The sequence below is a fragment of the Pedobacter sp. Leaf170 genome, assembly GCF_920984665.1.
Classification (GTDB): Bacteria; Bacteroidota; Bacteroidia; order Sphingobacteriales; family Sphingobacteriaceae; genus Pedobacter.
Genome location: NZ_CAKLBP010000001.1, coordinates 406,958 through 428,196 on the forward strand (window position 1 = coordinate 406,958; position 21,239 = coordinate 428,196).

A 21,239-nucleotide genomic window follows, 5' to 3' on the forward strand; every position below is an offset into this window, starting at 1 on the left:
ATGGCACAAGATCCATATTTCGGCAGACCAGAAGTATCAAATTCTGATTTAAGTAGCTTGCAAGATTTGCTTTACCCTCACGCAGAGTTTGGCGATAAAAGAAAAGCTTATGCTTTCGGAACGCTATTGGATAATTTAATTACTGAACCAGATAAAGTTGATTTATTCAACCTAACGGTTCAGTATCAAGATTACTCCTATACTCAAGAGGATTTTGATTTAGCGCTTAAAATGAAACGTGCTTATATGAAAGACCCTTTTTGTAAAACGATAAACGATGCTGCAGATTTTCAGGCGATATCAATTCAACAAGATTGGCCAATCAATTACATGGGCTTTGAATTTAAGCTTGATGTTCGCTGCAAATGGGATTTGTTTGTTCCCGATTGGAAAATGGGCGGCGATATCAAAAGCACTTTTGCTGAAACTCAAAAGCAGTTTGAGCAAGCATGCGAACACTTTGGGTATTTCAGAAGCCGAGCCTGGTATATGGATATTGGCGGCACTGATAAAGATATGCTGATTGGTATCAGCAAAAAGAACTGTAAAATATTTAAAATCCCCATCAACAGAGGTGATGATCTATACCAAAAAGGTAAAGCTGAATATCAAGAGCTTGCTTTTAAATGGTGGATGCTTTTTGATGGACTTAAACTAACTGCATAATGAACATTACTCAATTAGAAAAATCGCAAAAAATATACAATGATATCAAAACATTGGATGCTGAAATCATTGAACTTGATAAAGTTGCACATATCATCGCAAATGGGAATGCAACTGTGAATTTGTCTATCTCGGTTATCGATAATACTTTAAAGGAATCTAAAGACAAAGAATCAATTTTAGATGAAGACGGTTCTTTAAAGTCTGATTTTGGAAGTTTGTCTAGCGGCAGAATCAGCTTCAATCCATTCGACGAAATAATTAGAAGTGCGACAAGCAGCTGGCCTTCTATGAGCAGCTTCGCTCCCAAGGTTGCCTCAGCAAACAGTACTAACCTTGAAACAAAGCTTAACGATAACCTTTCCTTGAACGTACTTGCTATACTTCTTTATGAGAAGCAAGAAAGGCGTAAAAAACTTATCAAACAACTCAACCGAATTGGTGTAACCATCTAATCTAAAAACCATGAAAACGATTAAAATTGACGGCATTACTTACAATGTTAATGCTAAAATAAACGGCTTTAAAATCAGCCAAAAAACTTCAAGCAATGTTGCATTCTTCGGATTAAACAGTGAAACGAATCAACTATTTGTTCAATTCAAAAACGGCTCATCATATATATACTCAGAACTTGACAGCAGCACTGTTATTGAAATAATTAACTGCGAGAGCATCGGCAAATTTATAAGCGGCCGAATTGTTAAAGTATTTCCTTCTGAGAAATTAGAAGGTGAAATGATTAAAATGCATCCGTCAGAAAGCGAAAAAATGTTTTAAATGAGACTGCAACTTACACGGCCACTTGCTTTTATTGATATTGAAGGCACTGGCGTTAACCCTGAAAATGATAGAATAGTTGAACTTTCGGTAACCAAGTTATTCCCTGATGGTTCTCGTGAAAATAAAACCAGAAGATATAATCCTGGTATTGAGATACCTCAGTCGGCAATCGATATTCATGGGATTACAAATGAGGCTGTAGCCACTGAACACCCATTCTCATACACAGCAAAAGGACTTTTAAAATATCTTGATGGTTGTGACATTGCTGGCTTTGCTTCAAATCGTTATGACGTACCATTGTTATTTACTGAGTTCAGGCGAGCTGATTTATATTGGGATTATACCAAGTTTAAAATGGTAGATGCCGGTGTAATTTTTAAAATTCAAGAACCGCGAACACTGGAAGCTGCTGTTCAATATTATTGCGGCAAAAATCTTGAAGGTGCTCATGGTGCAGAAGCGGATGTGAACGCAACTGTTGATGTTCTACTAGCCCAAATTGAAAAATATGATACATTACCGGTAACGGTTGACGAGCTTGCTTTATTCTCTAATTATGATAAGCCGGTTCTTGACCTATCCGGTAAGTTTTCCACTGATGATGCCGGTGATATCATTTTCAATTTTGGCCCACATAAAGGCAAAAAAGCAACAGAGGATTTATCATTTGTTCAATGGATGCTTAAAAAAGATTTTGCCGAAGATACAATGAGAATCTGTGAGGAAATATTGACTGAAAACAATTTATATTAATCTATATGGCACAAACAAAAACAATTTCCAAAGAAGAGTTGGAAGAAAAGAAGGCCGCAGCTGCAGAGTCGTATGAGCTGAAAGCAGGCACGCAAATCCGCATTTTAAAAGTTGGCGTAGGAAAAGTTGGATTAAACCTTGAGATTGAAAAGGCGGTTACCAGAATGTTTGCCAATGCCGAAGGTGTCGAAGAATTAAGAACCTTTACCAATCTGGCTAAAGAACCAATGGCATTCCTGCCTCACCATGATTTTAATCTAGCATTAGAATTGCTTCGTTCGCATTTAATCATTCTATGCGAACAGAAAGAATCGTTCGATATACATGGCAGAGTTTTAAGTCCTCAAGAGCTTGATAACTTTGAAGAGAAAGATAGCCCTTTAGCCAAGGTTAAGGTTACTGGTTTTGATATCTCAAGTGGTTATGGAATTATCATCACCGGCGCCAAAATAATTCGTGGCAAACAAGTGCTTTCCTTAAGTACCGGCCTCGTTCACTTTGAAGGTTTTGACGAAGACTTTTATGAATTTGGTGATGAGCTTTTACACGTCGCCAAACATGCGATGAAAGAGGCTGAACTTTACTACAACGGCAAATACATGCCAGATGCTCAGATGAAAATCGGATTCCAAGAAGAGGATCACGAAGACGATAATTCAACATTTTAAAATTTATTCCTATCGGTAAAACGATAGGCTCGGCAAGTTACGCAAGCGGTAAGCGCATAGTCTGCAAAACTATTGTTCATCAGTTCGAATCTGATACTTGCCTCAAATTAATCGTAAACAGTACATGAGTAATAAAAAAGAACCAATTAAAAAATTTAAAGCCTTATTCGATTACGGAGCTATTAAGGATATCAATCCGAAACGAATTGAGGTTAGAGCTAAGAATCTTGAACATTCCGTTGAGCAGGCTCAAAACATAATCAACCGAAATAAATTAAACCTGAAAGTAAAGCAAGATGCTGAAATGGCGGCTTACAAAGCTTTCGAAGTAATTGAACTGTAATGAGATTAGTAACTGAACGTGATTTAAAAGATGAAAACCCATTATTTCCATCTAGCCAATTTTTCAAAGATTTTATTTTATTGAACATGTGGCCTGACGGTGTCTGGTTAGTAGACAAGCAACATTCTCTTTTCGAAAAAATGAAAGAAACAGCGTTAGAGGTTGCTAATTCCTTTGGTGATAAAGAATCAATCGAACGTATAAATAATTTCTGTAATGGCTAGTATTGGAACTGTACAACATGTCGGTAACAACTTCAGGATCGAATTTGCTTACCGACCAGCTATTACATTAGCTGTTAAAGAATTGCCTGATAGAAAGTGGGTTTATGATGAAAAGGTTTGGCTTGTTCCGGTTAAACACCGTGAAGAGGTCGAACGTTTTGCTAAAAGACACGGCTTAGATTTTGGTTTCAAATACGAACCTGAACCGGTTGAAAATTTTGCCATTCCTCCAATGCCTGAGCTTACCATTGATATTGCTTTAAAGCGTGAAATGCGGCCTTATCAGAAAACAGGTGTGGCTTACTCAATGGATAGAAAAAGGCTAATCATTGCAGATGATATGGGATTGGGCAAAACCTTTCAAGCCATCGCAACCATTGCAGGTTTAGCGCAAACAGGTACCGTTGTTTTTCCTTGCTTAATCATTTGCCCTTCAGCTGTAAAAGAAAACTGGTTGACAGAAATCAAAATGGCAACAAACTTTAAAGGCATCATTTTAAAAGACAGCATCAAAAATACTTTCATGGAGTTTTTCCGTGTAGGAGTATCACAGTTTTTTGTCGTGAATTATGAAAGTTTAAAGAAGTACTTTGTTGACAGAATAGATGTTCCAGAAAAAGGAAAGCAGCTGCGCATCAATAACATTCACTTTAAAGAAAAGTATGTTAACTTTTTTAAAGCAGTTATCATCGATGAAAGCCACAAAGTAAAATCGTTAAAAACGAAGAATACGAAGTTTACCAAAGGCATCTGTACCGGTAAAGAAACAATTTTGATGCTCACAGGAACGCCAGTTGTAAACAAGCCAAAAGATTTGATTTCCCAGCTTGGTATTCTTGATAGAATGAGTGATTTCGGTGGCTGGAAGGCATTTAATGAGCGGTACTGTAGTGGGCCAAAAGAAGCAAGTAATTTAAAAGAACTAAACTACAAGCTAAACCTAATCTGCTTTTACCGAAGAAACAAAACTGACCCTGATATCAAAAAGTATCTTCCGGACAAAATGCGACAGGTTATTCTTTGTGATTTAAATGAACATTCACGTAAAGAGTATCGCCATGCTCAGGCTGATTTAGAAAGCTACATGCTCAACATCAAAAAGCAGTCGCAAGAAAGTGTTGACAAATCAATGAAGGGTGAAGTGATGGTTCGGATTGGAATATTGAAGAACATTTCTGCCAGAGGTAAACTGAAAGATGCTTTTGAGTTTATAGGTGATATCATTGAGAGTGGGCAAAAGATTGTAGTTTTCGCTTCGTTGCGTGAAGTTATATCAGCTGTACAAGAAAAATTTTCCCGCTCCGTTCGTGTTACTGGCTCTGAGAACGACCAACAAAAGCAGCAGGCGGTTGATAGGTTTCAAAACGACCCGAACATCGATGTCATAGTCTTAAACTTGAAAGCTGGCGGTGTAGGCATCAATGGACTTCAAAACGTGGCCACTCAAATTTGCTTTATTGAATTCGGTTGGCATGCAGCTATAATGGACCAAGCGGAAGACAGACTTTATCGTATGGGTCAGCATTCAAATGTGATGTGTACTTACTTTCTAGGTAAAGACACTATTGACGAATGGAATTATAAGCTAATCAATAGCAAGCGTGAAATAGCCAATACCGTAACCGGTGCAGAGGATCAGACTGAAGAGTCGATCATCGATGGCGTAATTAATTTATTTACTCAAAAATAGTCGTAATCGGCGTATAAGATATATGGAATTTATTAAACAAACATATCAAGATTTCATCGATAGCAAAATAAGCGAAACGCCCAAATCAGGGTTTGATACTGATGTTATCAGTCAGGTGTTATTCGGTCATCAGGCAGACACAGTAAAGTGGGCTGCTGATGGCGGAAACCGTGCTATCTTCGCCAGTTTTGGCATGGGCAAAAGTTTAATTCAGCTTGAACTTTGTCTTCAGGCTTTAAAAGCATACCCATGCGGCAAGGTTCTTATCATCTGCCCACTAGGTGTGAAGCAAGAATTCAAACATGATGCGGAAGTGCTTTTAAAGCTTCAAGAACGTGGTTTATCGATGGAATACGTGAGAAGCAAGCAAGAACAAATTGAAAGTGCTGCAAACATTCACATCACAAATTATGAGCGTGTGCGTGATGGTGACTTCATGCTTGATATTTATAAAATGGTAACATTGGATGAAGCCTCTGCCCTGCGCTCTGTAGCTTCAAAAACTTATATTCAATTCCTGCAGAAGTTCAAAAACGTTAAACATAAGTTTGTTGCTACAGCTACACCTTCACCTAACGATTACATTGAACTTTTGAACTACGCAGCGTTCTTAGGTATAATGGATGTTAGCCAGGCTAAAACAAGATTCTTTAAACGTGACTCTAAAAAAGCCGACCAATTAACAATACTTCCGAATATGGAACAGGAGTTTTGGTTATGGGTTCATAGTTGGGCATTATTTCTTCCAAAACCTTCTTACCTCGGTTATTCTGATGAAGGTTACGATTTGCCTGAATTAAAAGTTCACTGGCATTGTGTTAAAGTTGAGCAAAAAGATACGCCCATCGATGATCGCGGCCAATTAAAAATGATTGCGGACCGTCCAAAAGGATTGGCGCCAGAGTCAGCTGTAAAGCGTGAAAGCATCAATGAACGAATACAGAAAGCGCTTGAGGTTATCGATACAGAATCAAATTGGTTAATCTGGCACGGATTGGAGCGTGAACGTGTTGCAATCGAAAGAGCTTTTGATTGTACGACTGTATACGGTAATCAGGATGACGAGCCTAAAGAAAAGCTTCTTATGGGCTTCGCTAACGGTGAATATAAAATTCTTGCAACCAAAACATCAATTGCAGGCTCAGGGTGTAACTTCCAAAAACATTGTCATAAAGCGTTCTTTTTAGGAATTGACCATAAATTTAACGATTTTATTCAAGCGATTCACCGTATTCACAGATTCGGTCAAAAGCATGGAGTTGAAATTCACATTGCTTATACAGAACAGGAAGAGCATATTAAAACCGACCTTTTAAGAAAATGGAAGCAACATGATGATTTGCTTGAAACTTTCAGAGCCATTATCGAGAAATACGGTTTATCTGCAAAAGATTCAATTGAAGAATTGAAACGCTCAAAAGGTGTTATAAGGCAAGAGGTAATTCAACCGAACTTCACTGCTATCAATAATGACAACGTTTTAGAGATTGAGAACCGTCCTGATAACTCAGATGATTTACAAATCACATCGGTACCGTTCAGCACTCAATACGAATATTCAGCAAATTACAACGACTTTGGGCATAACAAGGATAACGAGAGTTTTTTTGCTCAAATGGATTTCTTGCTGCCGCATAAACTAAGAGTACTTAAACCTGGTCGAGTATCCGCGGTTCATGTTAAAGACAGAATTATACCTGGTAATTTCTCAGGCAAAGGAATGTACACCACTTACCGGTTTTCTGATAAAGTGGCCGATGCATACGAAAAACATGGCTTTGAGTTTATGGGAAGAATTTGCATCATTACCGATGTTGTAAGTGAAAACAATCAAACTTACCGTTTAGGCTGGTCAAAAAATGCTGTTGATGGTACTGGCATGGGTGTAGGTTCAAGCGAATACATTTTGCTATTCCGCAAACTGCCAACAGACACCAGCAATTCTTTTGCGGATGTACCTGTGGCAAAAAGCAAGGACGAATACACCCGAGCAAGATGGCAAATAGATGCTAACGGATTCTGGCGCGCATCCGGTAATCGATTATTATCTCCAGAAGAAATCAGCAGGCACGATTTAAAATATGCTATGCAGCTGATGAAAGGCGAAAGCAGAAACGAAGTATACGACTTTGACCGTCATGTTGCTATTGCTGAGGCTATGGAAAATGCAGGGAAATTACCCTCAGATTTTGCAGCAGTAGACCCTCAATCATGGAACGATGATGTGTGGACGGATGTTACAAGAATGAGGGGCATGAACACCCTTTTAGGCCAAGCAGGTAAAGACCAGCACATCTGCCCTCTTCCTTTCGATATCGTTGATAGATTAATCATCCGTTATTCGAACGAAGGCGAAACTGTTTCAGATTACTTTGCCGGTGTATTTACCGTGCCGTATCGCTCACTCGTTCTGAACCGTAAAGGTTACGGAGTTGAGCTTAATCCATCTTATTTTCAAATTGGTAAGTCGTATTGCAACGAGATTGAGTACAAAAAAAATGTACCAACCCTGTTTGATATGTACCCTGAAGTATTGGAGGCTGTATAATGAACGGGATGCAATCAGATTTATTTAGAAAACCAAATATTGCTACTGTCCCTGCAATCACACATGGAATTCAAAAACATGGCTTTGATATCAACCAAACTCCAAGTAAAAAAAGGATGGACGAAATAAAAGAAGAAACAAGAATGTTAGATGAATTTATGCCCATGTGTGTAGGTTGTAAAGCAATGTCGAGAAATCAATTAAATTTAGAATTGTAATTATGAAAGTAGTTTATATCGCTCACCCAATCGGTGGCAACGTAAAATTTAACATTGAAAAAGTAATTAAGATTGTAGGCGAGTTAAACAGAACCGAGCCTGATATTATTCCTTTTGCACCATATTTAGTAGATTGCATGGCTTTGGATGATAACAAACCCGAAGAAAGGGCTCGTGGCTTTAAAAACAACTTTCATTACTTTACATCTGGATTTGTAAAAGAGCTTAGGCTTTACGGCCGAAAAATTAGCAAAGGTATGGCACAAGAAGTTGAATGGGCACAATTAATGAATATCCCAATCATTAATTGTATTTCTACCGATGAACCATTCACGGTTGATGAAAATCGAGTATTAAAAGTTGTTTCAGAAGTCACCAACGTACCTATTCAAAGAATTAAATCTGACAATAGATTGAAAAGTATTTCATTAGCCAGGCATCTTTTTGTTGGAACCTGTTTTCAATGGAATGTTAATGTTACACTAAAGAAAATGGGAGAAATGATTAACCGTGACCATTCAACTATTCTTAATAGTAAAAGAGTTTACAATGAGTTATTATTCACTGACAAGCAGTTCGAAAAACTCACCCAGACAATTAACAGATTACTATGATGAGGAACTTTTTTTTAAATCTAATTAATCGTATTTGGTATATTAGTTATATTTTATACATTTGTTTTAAGATTGACACCTTAAAGAAATTTCAATACTGTTCCCGTAATCGTTCTTCGTGCTTTCAGCACCAGAATAAGGCTGTCAATCTTTTGATTACGGGAACAGTATTACCTTTTTTAATTCAACTATAGCCATGGCAGAAAACAAAAAATCTTTTGTTCTGTACGCAGACCTTATTTCAACTTTTGAGGAATTAGAAGATGTCGAAGCCGGCTTATTGGTCAAACATTTACTGAGATACGTTAACGATCAAAATCCAGAAGCTCCCAACAGATTAATTAAATTACTCTTCGAACCGATAAAATTACAGCTGAAACGTGACTTGCATAAATGGGAAGAAGTTAAAGAGAACAAAAGCCAAGGCGGCCAAATCGGAAACTTAAAACGCTGGAATGTAGACATATACGAGAGATACACAAAAGGCGAAATTAGTGTTGATGAAGCTTTAAAAATCGCTGAAAGTCGCAGAGCATCGCATACCGATAAAAATAATCGCATACCGATAGAAAGTGTCGCAGACGGTCGCACATCATCGGATATGGTCGCATCAGTCGCTGTTACTGTTAATGATACTGTTAATGAGAATGTAACTGTTACTGTTAATGAGAATGTAATAAAGAAGGATAATGGTGGGTCGAAAAGATTTTCTCCCCCTACACATACTCAGGTTTACGATTACTTTATTGAAAAAATAAACGATACGTTTTGGTCAGAATCTGAAGCAAATCACCAGGCTGAAAAATTCATGAACTTTTACTCTTCAAAAAATTGGATGGTCGGAAAAAACAAAATGTCAATCTGGAAAAGTGCGGCCGCTAACTGGGTACTAACATCAATCGAAAAACAAACCAACAATGGAAAATCAAAAACGAACACCTCAAGCCTTAAATCAAATAATGGCACCGCAGCTCCAAAAGATTTCGGCCAATTATGACCACATAATTCTAACCGAAGAAGAAGAACAATCTGCAATAGCTTTTGGCATTCACCACTTTAAAAAAAATAAAGCTGATGAGATATACAAGCAACAGTATTTGAAAAAATTGAGAGAACCAAAAGTTTACAGAAAACTGTCTTGTCAGGAATTAAGGTCTGTTTTATGCAGTAAATACAATATCGCTGATGTAGCTGACGAACATTTACTGAAAGAATACCGTGATAGAAAAATCAAACCTTTTATTCTCGATGAAAGCAACCGTGATATTTTCAATCTCCTTTGCCAATACTTTTCTGATGATATCGCTTTTGAAAAAGACGGTCACTCACTTGAAAAAGGAATAATGCTTTTTGGTCCGGTTGGATGTGGCAAAACTTCGCTAATGAAAATGTTCGCATTCAACACATCGAAACCATTCGGCGTAATATCATGCAGAACCATTGCTGATAAATATTCAAAAGACGGCTCAAATGCTTTGTTAGAATTTTCAAACATGCCGGCGTGTTACCCTGAGCAAAACTTTGGACTTACATCGCTTGGACGTTGCTTTGATGATTTAGGCACAGAAGATTCAAAAAAGAACTTCGGAAATGAAGTAAATGTGATGCAAGATGTAATTTTTAAGATTTATGATAACGAATTGATAGGAAACTTTCACATCACCACAAACCTGAGCGGCTCTGAAATTGAGGAAGCCTACGGTTCAAGAATACGCTCTAGGCTTCGTGAAATGATGAATGTGCTCACTTTCGATAAGAATTCTAAAGACAGACGAGCTTAGAAAAAGTAAACATTTTATACACTAATCACCTAAGAAACAAATTAGTTAACCCTAACCACAAAATAATATGAAAACGGTAACAGACATACCAAAATTTATTGAGACGGTCGATAAGATGAGAAACGCTCAAAAAGAGTTTTTTAGAACAAAAGCAACTTCTGCAATCAATGAAGCAAAAAAGCTTGAGAAAGAAGTTGATGCTATGCTTGATGAGGGAACTGTTCCTTCACGTAATAATCAATCAAAATTATTTTAATTATGAAGTCATTAAAAACAGTACAGTTTAGCCTTCCTTTGGCTGAAACGCAAGATGAATACGAGACACTTTACATTCACGTAAACCGAAAAGACAGGCTTGTGCCCGTAACATGCTGCTTTAAACTTTCTGCTGAGGAAATAGCAGAGATTAACAAAACTGGTAAAATTTATTACCAACAATGTTTGATGGCAGAAACCGATGAGAGTGGCCGTGTCATTGTTGATGGCAATGGCGAAGCTACCCCAGCAAATTTGTTTCAGCCAATGTCAATCTACGTTACTAATCCGCTTGATGAACAACCGGTAAATAGCTTAAATGGGCAAAGGCATCATATTGACACGAAAATTGAAACCCTGCTGGCTTTGGATGAGCTTGACTTAATCGATATGTTTCCAACCTTTCAAGGAAAGATTAAACAACACCTTCAGGATCGCTTTGACTGCGGCGAAGTCTATGTTGGTTCGATTGGCTGTTTTGGATTCAATCCTAAAACCGGATGTCCAGGTCACAATAACTAAACCGAAAACCAATATCGGCTAATCGTCCGATAATTCACTATATCGGCTAATTAGGCGATATAACCCAAAAAAAGCAAACATGAAAAGAAAACCTATCGCCTTTCAATGGCACAAACTAATTATCCTCGCTCTAGTATTATCATTGAGCGCTTGTGAAAAAAAAGAAGTCAAACCATGCAAAAAGCAAATTGACCCGAAAACAATTAAGGATAAAAAATTAATGAGAAGTTAATGAAAGCCTTAACCATCAAACAACCATGGGCATCTTTGATTGCTCATGGCATAAAAGATATCGAAAACCGCAGCTGGAGAACAAAATACAGAGGCAGAATATTTATACATGCAGCATCAAAACCAGTTGGCAACGACCTTGAAACCATTTTAAACTATAAGCAATACAACAATATTCCTTTGGATAAGCAACTGACGTTCAATAATGGTATTTGGCAGAACGGTGCCATCATCGGCGAAGTTGATATCGTTGACTGTGTATTAAACAATGAAAGTATTTGGGCAGAGCAAATGGCGTATGATGTTTGCCCTGATACCGGCATACATATTCTTCGTAAAGGTCAACCCTACATTTGGAATTGGGTACTGGCAAACGCTGTTATATATGAACAACCAATTTTAAACGTGAAAGGTGCATTGAGTTTGTGGAATTATGAAAAGCCTTATCAAGTTATTGGAACTGCTGAAATGATTATAAGCCCGTTCGAACCAAGCCCCACTGATGAACAGAAACAATGGAGCCAAGATTTTAATTCTCAAGACCAATTCTGATGAAAAATACTCTGTACATGAAAATGAAAGAGCTACGACTTGCGTGGCTGAGGCTCTGGCAAAATAAATCATTCAAAATAGTCGTCTTTATCTGGTCTGTTGGAATGATGGTAATTCACCTAATGTTTAACATTATAGAAAAAAGGTAGCTCCCTTTTGGAAGGGGAGCCAGCCTTATCCAAATTTTTCACGTTGTCGTTGCATGTAGCTATCGTTCGTTACAAAGACTAAAGTTAGGATGCCACCCTACAGTAGTGGAATAATTATTCAGCAATTTCTTACCCGTTAATCAATCCGACAATTAAAAATAGTAAAATTTATGACAACACGTGAAATTCATCACTCTGTTAAAGATTTGTTCATGAACTATGAGCACAAGCTTTTCAATAGCTACTTGTTTGATTGGGAGTCAGATTTCTTCGCCATCAGCAAGTCGGGCTATAGTCTTGAAGTCGAAGTAAAGTTAACTAGAGCTGATTTTAAAAAAGACTTTACACACAAACCTGAAAAACATAAAATGTTTGCCAACTTTAGAAAAGAAGCTTTGTGTAAATTTCACTTTGTCGAGCACGATTTTGTACTTAACGAGTTAACAGGAAAACGAGAAAGAGTTGAGAAAAGTTCTTACATAACATTTGTTAAACCAGCTGACAAACTACCAAATAAATTCTACTTTGCATGTCCTGAAGGTGTTATTCCAGTTGAAGAGGTGCCAGACTATGCCGGTTTGATTTATGTTCAAAACACCGACATGATGAGGCCTAAATACCAAATTGTTAAAAAAGCACAATTTCTACACAAACAGGTTAATAACTTCACACCGCAGCTGATGAAGAAATATTTCTGGCGTAATATAGAGGCTTTGAATATGCTATGGCAATTCAAAAGGAATAACCAACTATCTGAAAACGTAGAAAAGCAGATTAATGATGTTATGAATCGTCTTCGCTAGCATCATCGCTACCAAAGCCGCTTACAATATTCGCTTGTATGGCAATAACTCTTTTGTGAATGCCTTGAACCACCTTTTCAGAAAGCTCGTCTCTACCACCTCGAGAGGAAAGAATATCAATCTGCAGATTAAGTATAGCTTCCAGTGTGGCACTGTTGGTTATAGATAAATTTAGAATTGCTGCCAGCATTTCTCTACTAGTTGGGTCGAACGATCCAAGATTGGTTTCTATGTCTTTTATATCAATGCTTTCAAGGTACATGTTTTATGAATAAAATGGAATAATTTTTGTAAATTGTTGACTATGGAAACAGATGATAAAAAATTCAGGATAAGGAGGATTAGCGGCGATGATATCTATGTTTCTGTTGAAGAATACACATCGCTTAGAAATAAAATTAAAGCTAACCTTTCAAAGTTTTATAGTGACGTTGATTTTACCGATGCCAGTACAGAAGAACCGTTAATAGTGTTTTTCATGACAATCTACGGCAAGCATGTGATAAAGAAATTTGAAGCAGCTGAATGGATAGATGCAGAGCGAGAAGGAAGATTCAATGAAATGTATACTGAGTTTACCAAAACCAAGAAAGCATCATCAGCCAGAGTTTCAGAGTTGGCAGGTAATGGAGATGGTAAGTTCAGAAAGAAGAAAGTACTGTAGAGAAACATCAACAGAAGAAAGAACAAAAGCAGCTGTAAACAGATGATGAGAACCAAATGCAGAAGCTATAGAACAAGCAAGAAGAGAAGGAAAATAAGCAGAAAAACATACAAACAGTAAATACGAGAAGCAACGCTTATTAACATTATTGATTAAAATGTTTGCATTTTTCAAATTATAATATTGATTATCAGTTATTTAAAATGTTGATTTCTGATATATAATTTATTTTATTTTTTGCCGGCTAGCTAACTATATTTGTATAGACAAAAAAAAGCCCCGAAGCTGGAACTTCAGGGTTTACCATTAAACTTGCGGGTTTAATGTTTCTGTTAGCTGAACTGGAAGCCTTGCAAAGCTTACATTTAGGCACATCTTTCTTGGCAAAGAAAACTAAAGCACTTGCAGGTGCTTTTTTTATTAGCTTCCTGTTGAAACAAATATACGAAGCTTAAACAATACTTTTTTGCGTTTTAGTTATCATCCATGATTAGTACAGTTTATCGGACCTAAGCTAAAAACCTAAAACACTTAATATCAATAAATTAACAATGTTAGTAAAGTCTAATTGTTGAAAAGTTTTGAACTCCTTAATATTAATTTAACATTAAAAGCCAGAACCACTGACCGATGAAACCTCAAATTGCTAAAGCCATTTACAAAGAATGTTTGCAAAAAGGCTATGTGGAATATAACAATGTTTTGTACCCACCATCTCAAGTTCCAACCTTAAACCTGCCGGTACCGCAAAAAAAGTCAAGAGGAAAGAATCTTATAAAAACAGGTGATGTGAATGATGAAAGAAACATCAGGAACAAGGCTAAGCAACGTGATATGTTTATCATGCTGCTTGAAACTGATTTGAAGGTTGATGTTTGGCCAGAGTTCTTTTTTTCAACTGAACGCCAGTACCGATTCGATTATACAATTCCTAAATTTAAGATTGCTATTGAACAAAACGGCGGTATTTGGGCTAAAGGCAATAGTGGTCACAGTTCAGGTAAAGGCATTCAACGTGATATGGATAAATCAGCGCTGGCAGCCTCACTTGGTTGGACTGTAATCAGCAGAAGCCCTGAGCAAATGCAAACATCTGAAACGATTAATCTTATTAAATCTGCAATCGAGCATAAAAAATTGCATTAAAATAATCGTATTTGGATTATTGGTAATATTTTATTTAATTTTACACTATGCAGTTAAGCGACAAAGCAATTGTTCAAGTTTTGCGAAAGAGTTATCCAGAGGTAATTGATAAGATTACCAGCGATATTTCAATAGCATTGCCAGAACATCGTTTAACAGATTTAACAAAGCTTGCTTCAATAATTCAGGTTTTTAATAGGGAAAAGCAAATTAATGCCGAAGACTTTTCTAACCCGAGTTATAAACGCAAAACCAGCCAGAACCGAAAGCTTTTAATGGCGCTTGTATTGCTTTTCTACAATCCTGAAAGGCTTTGCAACATTACCAGAAAAGAAACAATTGGCTTAAGCAAGATGGTCAGCGATTTAACAGGCTCACATATCCGCAGCATTACAGTTTCCGCAAATGATGCGGTTACATTAATCAAAATTTATAAAGACTTCAAGATAGAAGTTTACAGGCTTTACGATTTAATCAATAAAGAATTTAACTTTTTCAATCATGGCAAAGAAAATTAAACCTAAATACCCAATCGATAGGGAAAAGACTAGCGAAGCTTATCTTAAAGGTGATGTTCGCACCGGTGTTACAACTAGCTTACCTGGTATTCAGGTATCAATTGACGGCGTTAATTCACCGGTGATTGTTGCAGATATCCAAAACGCTATTGATGAAGTATTAACTCACCACGGACAATAAATGTTTAAGTCACTAATAGTTTTTAGTTTACTGTTTTTTATTTGGATAAAAAGCAAACCAGAAAGCATAACATTTTTTATTGGCTGGATATCCTTAACAATCTGGATTGGATATATCGGCATTGAATTGTATAGAAAATACTTGAAATGAGGGTTAATTACTTCAACCTAAATCTTTAAAAAACTGTATACTATTCATCATAATATCTCTATATGGAACTCTAGCAGGATTGATGCCTCTCACATTCAGCTTTCTACGGATGTCAGCATCAATGGCTTCTGTATCTGATATTGAATTAATACTTAAGTTATCTTTCAAGTAGGCGGCAATAGCGCTATTTACAACAGTTTTAACTCTTTCTAAAGTATTATCATTTTCAAGCTCCTTTGCCTTATCTGATGATTGTGTTATAAGTGTTGACACTTGAGAAGTCAATTTCTCTAGCGACGTCTGAACATAATCTGAAAATTGAACGTTTTGAGTTTCTAAACCTTTTACTTCAAAGGTTCCAAAATCTTTTAAAAACGTCGAGTAACCTGGTTCTTTAGACTTAGCAGCAGTACCGATGATAAGAGCCTTAAGCTTTTCCTTAAACAATAGAATTTTGCCATGCCTCAAATCTCTTGGATAGATAATGTGCTCAATTGGTGAAGTATCAAAAGAAATCTTTGTTTCGTCATCTACTATCACAATTGTTGCCTTATCAAAAGCAAGTCTTAATCCCAACTCAAACATCACGTTCGCATTTTGCATGCTCACATCGCAAATCACCAGGTCATTTTGATAAAGATTTTGTACTATTCTTTTCTGGATAACTCCGCTGAAATCGGCAGCACTTACAAGGTCGCTAACATACCCGCATTCTTCAGCACACTCAACTATAAGTCCTTTAACTTCCTTCCAGTGTTCAGATGATAATTCGTCCATGCCAGATATAGGCATAACAATGCCACATTTTGGCTTAGTAGTTGGTTTTTGAGAGTCGGCTGCCATTTTAGATTTTTTAGTCTGCTAAAATGTATTTTTTTTCACACAAAAAAAAATATTTGACAACACAATGTTAAGTGTAGACTTAAGAAACAATTAGATAATAATGCTACGCCGACATATTATTACCAGGCAAATCAATGTCATGATATTTTTCATAAAAAATAGTAATCCAGTTTTTTTCTAGGCCTTTGCTTTCCAAACTGGCTTTCGCCATGTTGTATATCGCACTCAATGGAGGTTCCAATTTTAGCAAGAAAAAGAAATACATTTTCTTAAACAAGAAAGCTTTGTTCTTATCTGGAATTGATGATTCTTTAATTTTTATAAAAATTAAATCGTAAGAAGCTGTCAAATATATAATACTATCAGATTTGGTATCCTTCGCAAACTGTTCGTAAAGCTCAACTAAGTTAGTTTTGCGATACATATTAGCATATCTCGTTAGAGCTTCATAGCCGTAATAATTCTTTTCAGGTGTTTGACCAAATGGATTAATTGTTAATCGAAAATTGTTGTACTCAACCTCCATTTGATTAAACATAAGAAATATTATGTCGGTATCATTCTTTTCTCGTTGATCGTTATTGGATTCAGTCTGTCTATTTAAAGTTATGTAAATTAAATAACCCGAAATTATACCAACAACCGGGCTAGATATGCCTGCTATTATCGTTGCGATTTTGACAATGGAGTCACTATTTAAATTGAATTCGGTTCGGAAAGAAGGTAGGCTGAATAGAACAATTAATAATAACGTAATGATAAATACGGCAGCTGCAAAACCGAGAAGCTGAAAGATCCAGACATTTTTTATTTTAACTTTCATTGGTTTTAACATTAATTTCACTCACTAATTCCTTAAGTATTTTGTTCGCAGCAGCAATATCCTCATCAGTCAATCTTTGCTTTCCACTTCCAGCAACATTTTCTTTAAGTTTATTGTGAAGCCTGGTCTTTGCGCTGGCCGGCGTGTTGGTTGGAAACATCTTTGCTGCAAAAGCAGATGTGTTTATCAAAGGGTTATTTAGTATTACTTTCAAATCTTCTGAATTCATAAAAGCAAAAATAAAGAAAAAATAAAACGATATAATACTTTTGTTATATATGACTATTGCATGACAATTGTATATTACAATCGTTATATATTTGTTCTATACAATTAGCAATTATAATCATGAAAGCAAAAAGACAACCAACCGAAGCATCTATCGTTAGCAAAACAGTTAAAAAATTATTAACAAGCAACTTTAAAGGTATCAAGTTCTCAGTTAAGAGTGATATTTTTAGTGGCGGCGATAGCGTTTCTGTAAAATGGTCATTTGGCCCTACAGAAAACGAAGTTAACGCCTTAATAAAAAGGTTTCAGGGTGGTAGCTTTAATAGCTATGAAGATATTTATGAATATAACGCGGATAGTTATGAGGTTGATAAAGATGGTAACATCAAAGTTCAGCCTACTGTAAAATACATTTCTACATCACGTAGAACACCGGTTATTGAAGAAGCGGCAAAATTGATTTGTGAAAAATTCAATGTTGAGTATGAAGGTTATTGGTCAAAAGTTTACGAAAACGATAAGTCTAGTGTTTCAGATTATGCTTACCGCATTATCAACAAAATGAGCTTTGAAAGTGACGATATTAAAATTATTGCTTGCATTAACAAAGAAAAAGATTGTGGCATGTTTGAAGATATCTACACTTTCAGTTATGAAAATTTGAAAGATATTAAACCAGCTCAAGTTGTAGCTAAGAAAATAGTCGATGTTAAAACGGACAAACCAGCAAAACAAATTGAAGTAACTATAAAGCCGAACATTTTCGGTAAAATAATTTCATGGTTTAAAAAATTCTAAATTATTACAGCCTCGCTTAGAACCAAGCGAGGCATTTACCATCATTCGCAGAATTATGTATTTAAGTGCAAAAGAAATCGAAGACATCAGGCGTGCTTTAGTTATTGCAATGCAAGCCTTAGACGCTACAAACAACCCAAATGATAAGATTTTATCAGATAGACTCGAACTAATTGAAAAGAAATTTTAAAATGCAAAATCAACTTAACACCGCCATTTACCAGGCTATTTGCAAACACTATGTTGAGCAAATCGAATTGAACATGTACATGAGCTTCTTTAAATCAGAGCAGCTTGCAAATGAAAAGAAGCTGCATAAACTTAATTATGAGTTTACTCAAGAAACTAAATGTATCGAAATCGACACGTTTAAATGTTCATTCAAAGATGCATTTGACATTAAAAGAAAATTTGATTCTTTAATGCCTGCAAAAGAGCGTTTCTTTTACTTTTCGCCAGCAAAGCCCATTGCCCCTATCACAATCAAACCAATCAAAGCTAAAAGAACCTATAAAAAACGAATTAAGCCCCCAGTGGTGAAATTACCGTCAATTTCAATCTGGCAGAATATATTGTTAAACTTTAAATCAAAAAACATGAAACAATTCTTATCAATCGCCTTAATTTTATTAATCGGCGTTACTGCGTGTGAAAAGCAAAAACCTAAACCTTGTGAAAAAAACAAACCTGGTCTTGTGTTACCGAAAGATAAACGGTTAATGCAAAAGCCAAATTAATTTTGGCTTAAAATATTAGTATTTGGTATATTGGTAATAAAATTTATATTTTTACATTAATTATGCAAGAACCTTTAACGCTCATAATTGAAAAGCAATTCTTTGATGAGATAATCGCAGGTAAAAAAACTGAAGAATATCGAAGCTTATCTGAATACTATATCAGTAGGTTTTGCATGTTTAAAGGTGAAGAGTTTACCGGCATGAAGCCAATCAAAAGCATTCGCCTGGCTGTTGGTTATGCAAAAGATCGCAAATGGGCAATCATTGAAGTTAAGGGCATCTTTATCGATACGTTTGAAAACGTAATACCCGAAGGTTTTAAGAAGGGTGATGAGTGTTTTACTATCGAGCTAGGCAAAGTTTTAAAGCAAAATTAATTGTTTAATTTTTTACTTAATATTCTAAATCATGGCAGAAGGTCAAAGAGCAGCCTCTGCACCAGCACCTCGAAGAAATTTTATTCAGAGAGCAGCCGGTGCCGTTAGGAATTTTTTCCGCAGGCGTTAATCATTTAAAAAAGGGGGTTCGCTTAGCGTTCTCCCTTATTTTGTTATGCTTCAAAAAACTATCAATTCAATTCGTAAGATTGCATCGCAAAGCGATAATCTGATTTTATTTCATTCTGCAGCTGGTAAAGATTCAATTTGTTTACTTGATTTATGCTACCCACATTTCAAGCAAATCACTTGCGTGTACATGTACATCGTTAAAGATTTGATTCACATCAAAAAATATATTGAGTGGGCAAAGGTTAGATACCCGGGTGTAAAGTTTATTGAGTTTCCGCATTATGCACTAAGCAGCTATATCAAAACTGGCCACATGGGTATTAAGAAAGATGTTAAGCAGAAGTTGCTTTCTCTTTCAGACATAAACGAGCGTGCAAGAATTTATAGCGGATGTGAGTGGACCATTATGGGCTTCAAACAATCTGACAGTATGAATAGAAGGTTGATGCTTCGAACGTATGAAGATAACATTATCAATTCACCAACTAAAAAGGCTTATCCCCTATCTGAATGGAAGAATAAAGATGTGCTTAAATACATTCAAGCTAAAAACCTGATTAAACCTATCGCCTACGGCACTGCACAAAGCCAGGGTACAGCTGTTGAGAATAAAGATTTTGTCTTGTGGTGCTACAAAAACTACCCAGAGGATTACCAGAAAATTATTAAAAAATTTCCCGAAGCCGAGATAATTGTCTTCGAATACCTAAACCAATAATGGCAGATAAAAAACCTTTATACAAGCAATCTGAAACCGTAACCATAAAACGTTCACAGGTTAATTTTGCCGTTTACAACCCAAAGAATCATACGGATGCGCAAAAGGCACAAATTAAGCGTAACATAAAAAGTGTTGGCTTTCTTGGTGGTGTAATCTGGAATAAGGCAACGGGAAATTTGATTGATGGGCATAAGCGTGTCCAAACATTAGACAGTATTCACCATTATGACGGTACCACAAAAACCGACTACGATTTGAAAGTCGAAATGGTTGAACTTGACCTCAAAACTGAAAAGGAACAGAACATTTTTCAAACAAAATCAAGAACAGAACTTGATAATGTTCTTTTAGGCAATATGCTCGATGGTATCGATTACGACCTCGCAGGATTAGACGAGTTTGACTTAAACATGATTGCAGCTGAGTCACCAGCTTTCGATTTTGGCGGCAATGACGAGGTTAAAGAAGATATCAAAGAAATGGAACGTCCTTATGAAGAGCGCAAGCAGATGATTAAGGACATGAAAGCTCAGCAAAAAGAAAACACTATCAATAAATTTCAGGGTGACCCTTTCTTCACTTTGTCATTCGATAGCTTTGAGAACAAAGCCGAATTTCTTGAGCGTTTTGGCTTTAATCCTTCTGAAAAGTTTATTAAAGGTGAAATTTTCGCAGATAAATTATAATGGCCAAGAAACCCACAGTCGATTCTTTCAAGAAAGTTTGTGAAGCTAAAGCCGGTAACATTTCCAGTATAGCAAAGGCATTCGATGTAGAGCGTAAAACAGTATATGCGTGGATGAAAGGCCCTAAATATAAGCAAGCCTACGATGACGTTAGGGAAAGTCTGCTAGATTTTACCGAGAGTCAGCAAATGATATTAATTAGAGGCCTAATGAAGAAAGATCCTGAAGGCAACTTTATCGGCTGGATTGAACGCCCCTCAGAAAGTATGATAATCTGGTTTGAGAAGACTCGAGGCAAACACCGAGGTTTATCAGACAGCAAAGTCGAGGTTGAAATAAGTGAGAAAGCTGATGTTCCAATTAAAAAATGGCTTGAAGAGAGTCGAAAAAAACGAGCTGAAAAGAAGAAAGATAATAAAAAGTAAC

At 36.3% G+C, this 21,239-nt stretch carries 32 protein-coding genes and 1 tRNA gene; 29 read left to right on the forward strand and 4 right to left on the reverse strand.

Translation table 11 applies throughout. The features are described from left to right. The 19 genes from LUA90_RS01770 to LUA90_RS01860 all read left to right on the forward strand — a co-directional run bounded on the left by LUA90_RS01770 (nucleotide 1) and on the right by LUA90_RS01860 (nucleotide 12,803). On the forward strand, nucleotides 1-666 hold the full coding sequence (locus tag LUA90_RS01770) for a hypothetical protein (protein WP_231489870.1): 666 nt from the start codon (nucleotides 1-3) through the stop codon (nucleotides 664-666). Next, nucleotides 666-1,121 (forward strand): hypothetical protein, encoded by a 456-nt coding sequence (locus tag LUA90_RS01775; protein ID WP_231489871.1) that lies wholly within the window; start codon nucleotides 666-668, stop codon nucleotides 1,119-1,121. Before LUA90_RS01770 ends, LUA90_RS01775 begins: the two co-directional genes overlap by 1 nt. A 10-nt stretch (nucleotides 1,122-1,131) precedes the next feature. Then, entirely contained in the window at nucleotides 1,132-1,446 is a 315-nt protein-coding gene (locus LUA90_RS01780) for a KTSC domain-containing protein (protein ID WP_231489872.1), read from the forward strand. Beyond that, complete coding sequence (locus LUA90_RS01785) at nucleotides 1,447-2,205, forward strand: 3'-5' exonuclease (RefSeq protein WP_231489873.1); 759 nt, start codon at nucleotides 1,447-1,449, stop codon at nucleotides 2,203-2,205. 5 nt (nucleotides 2,206-2,210) lie between these two features. Then, nucleotides 2,211-2,873 (forward strand): hypothetical protein, encoded by a 663-nt coding sequence (locus tag LUA90_RS01790; RefSeq protein ID WP_231489874.1) that lies wholly within the window; start codon nucleotides 2,211-2,213, stop codon nucleotides 2,871-2,873. A gap of 31 nt (nucleotides 2,874-2,904) precedes the next feature. Further along, nucleotides 2,905-2,976 (forward strand) — tRNA-Cys (locus LUA90_RS01795). Nucleotides 2,977-2,997: 21 nt separating this feature from the next. Next, nucleotides 2,998-3,216: a hypothetical protein gene (locus tag LUA90_RS01800; protein ID WP_231489875.1), complete on the forward strand. Its 219-nt coding sequence runs from the start codon at nucleotides 2,998-3,000 to the stop codon at nucleotides 3,214-3,216. Then, nucleotides 3,216-3,440, forward strand: coding sequence for a hypothetical protein (locus LUA90_RS01805; protein ID WP_231489876.1), 225 nt, complete (start codon nucleotides 3,216-3,218; stop codon nucleotides 3,438-3,440). The genes LUA90_RS01800 and LUA90_RS01805 overlap by 1 nt, the downstream gene beginning before the upstream one ends. Beyond that, a complete protein-coding gene (locus tag LUA90_RS01810; RefSeq protein ID WP_231489877.1) occupies nucleotides 3,433-5,130 on the forward strand; it encodes a DEAD/DEAH box helicase in 1,698 nt (565 codons plus the stop codon). Before LUA90_RS01805 ends, LUA90_RS01810 begins: the two co-directional genes overlap by 8 nt. 22 nt (nucleotides 5,131-5,152) lie before the next feature. Beyond that, nucleotides 5,153-7,678 carry a DNA methyltransferase gene (locus tag LUA90_RS01815; RefSeq protein WP_231489878.1) on the forward strand — a complete coding sequence of 842 codons (2,526 nt, stop codon included), beginning with the start codon at nucleotides 5,153-5,155 and terminating at the stop codon, nucleotides 7,676-7,678. 8 nt (nucleotides 7,679-7,686) lie between these two features. Further along, entirely contained in the window at nucleotides 7,687-7,896 is a 210-nt protein-coding gene (locus LUA90_RS01820) for a hypothetical protein (protein WP_231489879.1), read from the forward strand. A 2-nt stretch (nucleotides 7,897-7,898) separates the two neighbouring features. Beyond that, a complete protein-coding gene (locus tag LUA90_RS01825) occupies nucleotides 7,899-8,510 on the forward strand; it encodes a helix-turn-helix domain-containing protein (protein WP_231489880.1) in 612 nt (203 codons plus the stop codon). A gap of 196 nt (nucleotides 8,511-8,706) precedes the next feature. After that, nucleotides 8,707-9,507, forward strand: coding sequence for a DUF6291 domain-containing protein (locus LUA90_RS01830; protein ID WP_231489881.1), 801 nt, complete (start codon nucleotides 8,707-8,709; stop codon nucleotides 9,505-9,507). Further along, the gene (locus LUA90_RS01835) at nucleotides 9,428-10,291 is read left to right on the forward strand and encodes an AAA family ATPase (protein WP_231489882.1); all 864 of its coding nucleotides are present in this window, start codon (nucleotides 9,428-9,430) and stop codon (nucleotides 10,289-10,291) included. The genes LUA90_RS01830 and LUA90_RS01835 overlap by 80 nt, the downstream gene beginning before the upstream one ends. Nucleotides 10,292-10,358: 67 nt before the next feature. Then, on the forward strand, nucleotides 10,359-10,547 hold the full coding sequence (locus tag LUA90_RS01840) for a hypothetical protein (protein WP_231489883.1): 189 nt from the start codon (nucleotides 10,359-10,361) through the stop codon (nucleotides 10,545-10,547). A 2-nt stretch (nucleotides 10,548-10,549) separates the two neighbouring features. Next, nucleotides 10,550-11,068 carry a hypothetical protein gene (locus LUA90_RS01845; RefSeq protein ID WP_231489884.1) on the forward strand — a complete coding sequence of 173 codons (519 nt, stop codon included), beginning with the start codon at nucleotides 10,550-10,552 and terminating at the stop codon, nucleotides 11,066-11,068. 79 nt (nucleotides 11,069-11,147) lie between these two features. Further along, complete coding sequence (locus tag LUA90_RS01850) at nucleotides 11,148-11,300, forward strand: hypothetical protein (protein ID WP_231489885.1); 153 nt, start codon at nucleotides 11,148-11,150, stop codon at nucleotides 11,298-11,300. Beyond that, nucleotides 11,300-11,851 (forward strand): ASCH domain-containing protein, encoded by a 552-nt coding sequence (locus LUA90_RS01855; RefSeq protein ID WP_231489886.1) that lies wholly within the window; start codon nucleotides 11,300-11,302, stop codon nucleotides 11,849-11,851. Before LUA90_RS01850 ends, LUA90_RS01855 begins: the two co-directional genes overlap by 1 nt. 319 nt (nucleotides 11,852-12,170) lie before the next feature. After that, nucleotides 12,171-12,803 carry a hypothetical protein gene (locus LUA90_RS01860; RefSeq protein WP_231489887.1) on the forward strand — a complete coding sequence of 211 codons (633 nt, stop codon included), beginning with the start codon at nucleotides 12,171-12,173 and terminating at the stop codon, nucleotides 12,801-12,803. Here LUA90_RS01860 and LUA90_RS01865 read toward each other — a convergent pair. After that, nucleotides 12,784-13,065 (reverse strand): hypothetical protein, encoded by a 282-nt coding sequence (locus LUA90_RS01865; protein WP_231489888.1) that lies wholly within the window; start codon nucleotides 13,063-13,065, stop codon nucleotides 12,784-12,786. The two genes, LUA90_RS01860 and LUA90_RS01865, sit on opposite strands and share 20 nt — an antisense overlap. A 42-nt stretch (nucleotides 13,066-13,107) precedes the next feature. Between LUA90_RS01865 and LUA90_RS01870 the strand changes: the two genes are divergently transcribed. The 4 genes from LUA90_RS01870 to LUA90_RS01885 all read left to right on the forward strand — a co-directional run bounded on the left by LUA90_RS01870 (nucleotide 13,108) and on the right by LUA90_RS01885 (nucleotide 15,312). Further along, nucleotides 13,108-13,467: a hypothetical protein gene (locus LUA90_RS01870; protein ID WP_231489889.1), complete on the forward strand. Its 360-nt coding sequence runs from the start codon at nucleotides 13,108-13,110 to the stop codon at nucleotides 13,465-13,467. Nucleotides 13,468-14,097: 630 nt separating this feature from the next. Then, nucleotides 14,098-14,613, forward strand: a complete 516-nt coding sequence (locus LUA90_RS01875; protein WP_231489890.1) for a hypothetical protein — start codon at nucleotides 14,098-14,100, stop codon at nucleotides 14,611-14,613. A 47-nt stretch (nucleotides 14,614-14,660) separates the two neighbouring features. Continuing rightward, nucleotides 14,661-15,131: a hypothetical protein gene (locus LUA90_RS01880; protein WP_231489891.1), complete on the forward strand. Its 471-nt coding sequence runs from the start codon at nucleotides 14,661-14,663 to the stop codon at nucleotides 15,129-15,131. After that, the gene (locus LUA90_RS01885; RefSeq protein WP_231489892.1) at nucleotides 15,115-15,312 is read left to right on the forward strand and encodes a hypothetical protein; all 198 of its coding nucleotides are present in this window, start codon (nucleotides 15,115-15,117) and stop codon (nucleotides 15,310-15,312) included. The genes LUA90_RS01880 and LUA90_RS01885 overlap by 17 nt, the downstream gene beginning before the upstream one ends. A 162-nt stretch (nucleotides 15,313-15,474) precedes the next feature. Here LUA90_RS01885 and LUA90_RS01890 read toward each other — a convergent pair whose 3' ends face one another. The 3 genes from LUA90_RS01890 to LUA90_RS01900 form a co-directional block, all read right to left on the reverse strand. Continuing rightward, the gene (locus LUA90_RS01890) at nucleotides 15,475-16,305 is read right to left on the reverse strand and encodes a hypothetical protein (protein WP_231489893.1); all 831 of its coding nucleotides are present in this window, start codon (nucleotides 16,303-16,305) and stop codon (nucleotides 15,475-15,477) included. Nucleotides 16,306-16,408: 103 nt separating this feature from the next. Continuing rightward, nucleotides 16,409-17,128, reverse strand: coding sequence for a hypothetical protein (locus LUA90_RS01895; protein WP_231489894.1), 720 nt, complete (start codon nucleotides 17,126-17,128; stop codon nucleotides 16,409-16,411). Further along, the gene (locus tag LUA90_RS01900) at nucleotides 17,118-17,357 is read right to left on the reverse strand and encodes a hypothetical protein (protein ID WP_231489895.1); all 240 of its coding nucleotides are present in this window, start codon (nucleotides 17,355-17,357) and stop codon (nucleotides 17,118-17,120) included. Before LUA90_RS01900 ends, LUA90_RS01895 begins: the two co-directional genes overlap by 11 nt. Before the next feature lie 119 nt (nucleotides 17,358-17,476). Between LUA90_RS01900 and LUA90_RS01905 the strand changes: the two genes are divergently transcribed. The 6 genes from LUA90_RS01905 (at nucleotide 17,477) to LUA90_RS01930 (ending at nucleotide 21,238) form a co-directional block, all read left to right on the forward strand. Beyond that, nucleotides 17,477-18,157 (forward strand): LPD29 domain-containing protein, encoded by a 681-nt coding sequence (locus LUA90_RS01905; protein WP_231489896.1) that lies wholly within the window; start codon nucleotides 17,477-17,479, stop codon nucleotides 18,155-18,157. Between the two features lie 173 nt (nucleotides 18,158-18,330). Next, nucleotides 18,331-18,894 carry a hypothetical protein gene (locus tag LUA90_RS01910; protein WP_231489897.1) on the forward strand — a complete coding sequence of 188 codons (564 nt, stop codon included), beginning with the start codon at nucleotides 18,331-18,333 and terminating at the stop codon, nucleotides 18,892-18,894. Nucleotides 18,895-18,956: 62 nt separating this feature from the next. After that, complete coding sequence (locus LUA90_RS01915) at nucleotides 18,957-19,274, forward strand: hypothetical protein (RefSeq protein ID WP_231489898.1); 318 nt, start codon at nucleotides 18,957-18,959, stop codon at nucleotides 19,272-19,274. Nucleotides 19,275-19,449: 175 nt separating this feature from the next. Next, nucleotides 19,450-20,124, forward strand: coding sequence for a phosphoadenosine phosphosulfate reductase family protein (locus LUA90_RS01920; protein WP_231489899.1), 675 nt, complete (start codon nucleotides 19,450-19,452; stop codon nucleotides 20,122-20,124). Then, nucleotides 20,124-20,813, forward strand: a complete 690-nt coding sequence (locus tag LUA90_RS01925) for a hypothetical protein (RefSeq protein ID WP_231489900.1) — start codon at nucleotides 20,124-20,126, stop codon at nucleotides 20,811-20,813. Before LUA90_RS01920 ends, LUA90_RS01925 begins: the two co-directional genes overlap by 1 nt. Continuing rightward, nucleotides 20,813-21,238 carry a hypothetical protein gene (locus LUA90_RS01930; RefSeq protein ID WP_231489901.1) on the forward strand — a complete coding sequence of 142 codons (426 nt, stop codon included), beginning with the start codon at nucleotides 20,813-20,815 and terminating at the stop codon, nucleotides 21,236-21,238. The genes LUA90_RS01925 and LUA90_RS01930 overlap by 1 nt, the downstream gene beginning before the upstream one ends. Nucleotide 21,239: the final 1 nt, after the last annotated feature.